Raw genomic sequence first — 5246 nt, forward strand, 5'->3', positions numbered from 1 at the left:
ACCGCCGCCGCGCCGCCGCGCCTCGACGGCGAGATGAGAGCCGCGCTGCGGCACGCCGCCGACGATCCGGCGGGCATCAGCGACGCCGACGCCCTCGTCCTGTTCGGCGCGGCCGGCCCCGCGCTCGAAGCGCTCTGCCGGCTCGCGGACGACCTGCGGCGCGATGCTGTCGGTGACGACGTCACCTACGTCGTCAACCGGAACATCAACTTCACGAACGTCTGCTACACCGGCTGCCGGTTCTGCGCGTTCGCGCAGCGGCGGGGTGACGCCGACGCCTACACGCTCTCCCAGCAGGAGGTCGGCACCCGGGCCGAGGCGGCGTGGGCGGCCGGCGCCACCGAGATATGCATGCAGGGCGGCATCCACCCGGACCTGCCCGGGACCGCCTATTTCGACCTGGCCCGCGAGATCAAGAACCGGGTCCCCGGCATACACCTGCACGCCTACTCCCCGATGGAGGTCGTCAACGGCGTCACCCGGACCGGCCTGTCCATCCGGGACTGGCTGACCGCGGCCCGCGAGGCCGGTGTCGACTCGGTCCCGGGGACGGCCGCCGAGATCCTCGACGACGACGTGCGCTGGGTGCTCACCAAGGGCAAGCTGCCGGCCTCGGCCTGGGTGGAGATCATCACGACCGCGCACCAGGTGGGCCTGCGGTCGTCCGCCACGATGATGTACGGGCATGTGGACACCCCGGCGCACTGGGTGGCCCACCTGCGGCTGCTGCGCCGCATCCAGGAGTCCACCGGCGGGTTCACCGAGTTCGTGGCACTGCCGTTCGTCCACCACAGCTCGCCGATCTACCTGGCCGGGGTGGCCCGGCCCGGCCCCACCGTGCAGGAGAACCGGGCGGTACACGCGATGGCCAGGCTGCTCCTGCACGGCGCGATCGACAACATCCAGTGCTCCTGGGTGAAGCTCGGGCCGGACGGCTGCGAGCAGGTCCTGCGCGGCGGGGTCAACGACGTCGGCGGCACCCTCATGGAGGAGACCATCAGCCGGATGGCCGGCTCCCAGCACGGGTCGGCCCGTTCCGTCGCGGAGCTGGAGGCGCTGGCCCGCGCCGCCGGACGGCCGGCGCGGCAGCGGACGACGACCTACGGGCCGGTCCCGGCGGAGCGGCTGGCCGCGGCCCGTCAGGACGTCGGCGCAGGCACGCGGAGTGATGGCCGCCCCGACGCGCGCATCCCCGCCAGAGGGGCCGGCGCGGCCGTGGATCTTCCTCCCGGCGGCGCCGGGGCCGTGCGCAGGGCCCTGCCGATCGTCTCCTGACCGGGCCTGAAGTCCTGACTTTCGTCCGGTGGCACCTCGGCCGGTGGTTCCGCTGGACAATACTTCCGCCGGGCTCTCACTGGATCACTTGCACTGGATCACGACCGGTGGAGGTGCCGTCGCGTGACGGGCAGGTTCTGCCCGCCCGTCAGCCGGTCCCGCCTGTCAGCCGCTCCTGCTCGCCCGTCAGGATGGGCGGTGGACGGATGTCCGACGGCGTCCCGATGGCGTCCCGACGGCGTCCCGTCGACGTCCCGACGGTGCCCGGTCATCAGGTTGATCGCGGCTGTGTCAGCGGCCGGTGCGGCTCCGACAACTGTCGATGTCCGTTTGTCGATGTTCGTTGCTACTGTCCGGACGGATATCCGCGAAAGTGGAAGTCCGGCAGATAGGAGGAGATGTCACAAGAAGGACAGTCGATGTCGGCTTTATCTGATTTCGGAGGGTAAGATGACCCGGTCAGGGCTCTCGGGGACTTCTCGCATATCGCTCAGTGCGCTGGACGGGGACCCTCTGTAACAGCGTCCTGCTACCGTGAGCTATTGTTTGATCGCTGGTTGTAGAGGATGTTGCGCTGGTGGGGTTGACGCGGCGGTCTTCGGCGCGTGTAATTACCGGCGTGTCATTTCCCCCGCCGGTGGGGAAGGTGCGGTAAAGCGCCTGCCCAGCCGGTGTGGACACCAGTCACCTGCGCGCCGGCGCCCGGGGGGTGGCCGACCGCACCGCGACGGGTCTGGAGGAGTCCACATGGAACGCACCGACGCGGGCGTCCACATCGTCCTCGCCGAAACACACCGGTCACGTGCCGGGCTGCCCGCGCAGCCCACGGCCACCGAGTGGGCCGGGCGGCCGGATCCCGGCCGCCGCGAGGGCCGGGAGCTGACCACCGCCGAGTTCGATGTCGATTTTGATATTGACTTTCATGATGATGGTAATGACGGCAAAGAAGAAGATGAATTCACTGAATCGATATCGGTAAGGTCATCTGCCGGCCGGTCGCGGGCCGGTGACGCGGTGACCGGTGATGCGGTGACCGGTGACGCAACCACCGGTGACGCGCGGGCCGGCGGTGCCGTGGCCGGTGAGTCACGCGGCGCGAGCCTGACCAATGTCGTCACTCTCGGTCTTGACGACATCTTTGCGGACTCACCGGAGTGGCAGGAGCGCGCGCTGTGCGCCCAGACCGATCCGGAGGCGTTCTTCCCGGAGAAGGGCGGGTCGACCCGCGAGGCCAAGCGCATCTGCTCGGGATGCGAGGTCCGCAGCGAGTGCCTGGAATACGCGCTCGAAAAGGACGAACGGTTCGGTATCTGGGGTGGGATGTCCGAGCGGGAGCGGCGCCGGCTACGCCGGCAGGCGGTCTAGACCACCTCCGATGGATCCTCGTCCGCATCTGATGGATCTTCGATCGTGCGGGCGGTGCCTGACATCCGTCGGACCAGGCCGGGCCGCCGAAGCTGGGACGATCATGTTTTCGGCCCGCCCACCGGATCCATGGTCCGCGTATCGATCCGGGATGTCCGGGCCCCGCGGGGAAGCCGGTAGCCCGGCATCGGTCGCGTGACAGCCACCGGCCCGTCCCCGCCGCACGCCGGGCGTCCGGTCACCGGCACCGGCACCGGCAACCCGGGCCGTGCCACCAGCGGGCCCGCCGGCGGGCAGGCCGCAGGCGAGCACGGCACGGCCGAAGTCGTCGCGATCGTGGTGGCCGCCGGCCGCGACCGGGGCGGGGCCGGCCGAGAACTTTCCGATCATGTCTCGCCGGGCGTCGCGGCGGGGACGGGCCTGGCACAGACGCTGCGTGCGCTCGGCCAGCAGACCCGCCGGCCCGACCAGGTCGTCGTGGTGGACGTCGGCGGCGGGCCCACGGCCCGCCGGGCGCGGATCCCGGACGGCCCGCATGTGTCGGTCCGCACCATGCCGCCGGGCACCGGCTACGGGGCGGCCGTGGCCGCGGCACTGCCGAGCCGGACGGACCAGGCAGGCCAGGCAGGCCAGGCCACCGGCACACCGGACTTCCTCTGGCTGTTGTGCCACGACTCGGCACCGGCTCCGGACACGTTGGAGCGGCTGCTGACCTACGCGGCGCTGGATCCCAGCGCCGCCGTGCTCGGCCCGAAGGTGCTCGACTGGGCCGACCCGACACTGATCGTCGAAGCCGGAGCCACCGTGGACGGCGCCGGGCGCCGGGTGACCGGCATCGCCCCCGGCGAGATCGACGCCGGCCAGCACGACGCCGTCCGGGACGTTCTGGCGGTCGCGGCCGTGGGCGCGCTCGTGCGCGGGCCGGCGTGGCGGCGGCTCGGCGGGTTCGACCCGCGGCTACGCGCCGTCGCCGGCCTCGACTTCTGCTGGCGGTCCTGGCGCGCGGGGATGCGGGTGGTCGTCGTCCCGCCCGCGGTGATCCACGTCGCCCGTCCCGGCGGCCACCGCGCCCCGGTCCGCGGGCGGCGGCTCCGCGAACGTGCCGCCAACCACCGCGAACAGGACAGCCCCGGCGAGCGGGACGCCCCCAGCGGGCGGGATGGCCCCAGCGGGCGGGGCGGCCCCAGCGAGTGGGATGGCCCCAGCGGGCGGGATGGCTACCGCGACCTGCGGCGGGAGGAGCTGCGGGTCCGGATGGCCAACATCTCGGCCGGCCCGCTGGTACCGGCATGGCTTGGGCTCGTGCCGTCGGCGCTGGGGCGTGGCGCCGCGCTGGCCGCCGGCGGCCGGCTTCGCCAGGGCCTGGACGAGGTCGCCGCGGCCGTTGCGGTGATGGGCCATCCCGGCTGGCTGTGGCGGGCGCGCCGGAGCCGGGCGGCGTCCGCGCGGGTACCCGGTCGGACGTTACGCCCGCTGCTCGCGTCCCGGGGCGGGCCGCTGGGCGCGGTCCGGACGTTCCTGCGCGCACTTTCGCTCGTCCCGCGTTCTTCTGCCCGCCGTCGTGGCCGTGACGGCCCGCCGGCCTGGGCGGGGCGGCCGGCTCTGGCGCTCGCCGGGGCGCTGGCCGTCGTGAGCCTGATAGCGGCCCGTTTCATGCTCGGGCCGGGATGGGGGCCGGGGACGGCCGCCTGCCGGCTGCCCGGCACGGACGTGTCGCTGCCGTTACCCGACGGTGCCCGGGATCTGTGGTCGGTCGTCCTGTCCGGGTGGCCTGGTGGTGCCGCCGGAGCGGCGTCCGCCGGTCCCGCGGTGTCCGGGCCGACGGACGCCGGGCTGTGGCTGCTGCCGCTGGCCGTTCTCGCGACCGTGCTGGGTGGCAGGCCGTGGCTGGCGGCCGATGTCGTCCTGCTGGGCGGACCGGCGCTGGCCGCTCTTGCCGCCTACGCCGCCTGCGGCCACCTGGGTCGTGCCGCCAGTGTTCCTGCCCGTACCGTTCCTGTCGGCACCGTCCCCGCCCGTAGCGCTTCTGCCCGTACCGCCTCCGGCGGCGCCGTTGCCGGTACCGCTGTCCCCACCACCGCTGTCCCCACCACCGCTGTCTTCCGCGGTGGTGCCGCTGAAGTGGTCTCCGGCCGTGGGGCTTCCGGTACCGGCGGGCCGCGCACGCCACGCACGCCGGTCCGGGTCGTAGCCGCGGCCGGCTACGCGCTGTCCCCGCCGATGATCTGGGCGGTTGCCGCGGCCCGGGTCGACGTGCTGTTCGCGCTCGTGCTGCTCCCCGGCGTGCTCACCGCCGCGGCCGCGTTGGTGGCGCAGCCGGGCACCGGCCGCGCCACCTGGCCTGCGGCCCGCCGGCTCGCGATCCGGCTGCTCGCCGTGGTCGCCTGCGCGCCGGCGCTGCTGCTGTCCGCCATCGCCGGGCTTACCGGCGCGGTCGTGCTGCTGCGCCGGCCGCGCCTGCCGCACCGACTGGCGCAGGTACTCGCCGTGACCGTCGCCGCCAGCCTGCCGTGGTGGCCGTGGCGTGACCTGCTACCCGGGTGGCGGTGGCTCACCGGCGTGGCCGTCGACGTCCCGGACACCCTGCCCGGGGTGGGCGCGGGCGG

General features: G+C 73.6%; 3 protein-coding genes. All 3 read left to right on the top strand.

Going from position 1 to position 5246, the window contains the following annotated elements:
- Positions 1-1275: 5-amino-6-(D-ribitylamino)uracil--L-tyrosine 4-hydroxyphenyl transferase CofH (gene cofH / locus AC5LSR_RS15455; RefSeq protein WP_493465170.1), on the top strand; the 1275-nt coding region annotated here is incomplete at its 5' end.
- Between the two features lie 1101 nt (positions 1276-2376).
- Positions 2377-2640 carry a WhiB family transcriptional regulator gene (locus tag AC5LSR_RS15460; protein ID WP_250286478.1) on the top strand — a complete coding sequence of 88 codons (264 nt, stop codon included), beginning with the start codon at positions 2377-2379 and terminating at the stop codon, positions 2638-2640.
- 195 nt (positions 2641-2835) lie between these two features.
- On the top strand, positions 2836-5246 hold a 2411-nt coding region (locus AC5LSR_RS15465), incomplete at its 3' end, for a glycosyltransferase family 2 protein (RefSeq protein ID WP_493468612.1).

The sequence above is a fragment of the Protofrankia sp. CiP1_Cm_nod4 genome (assembly GCF_982290645.1).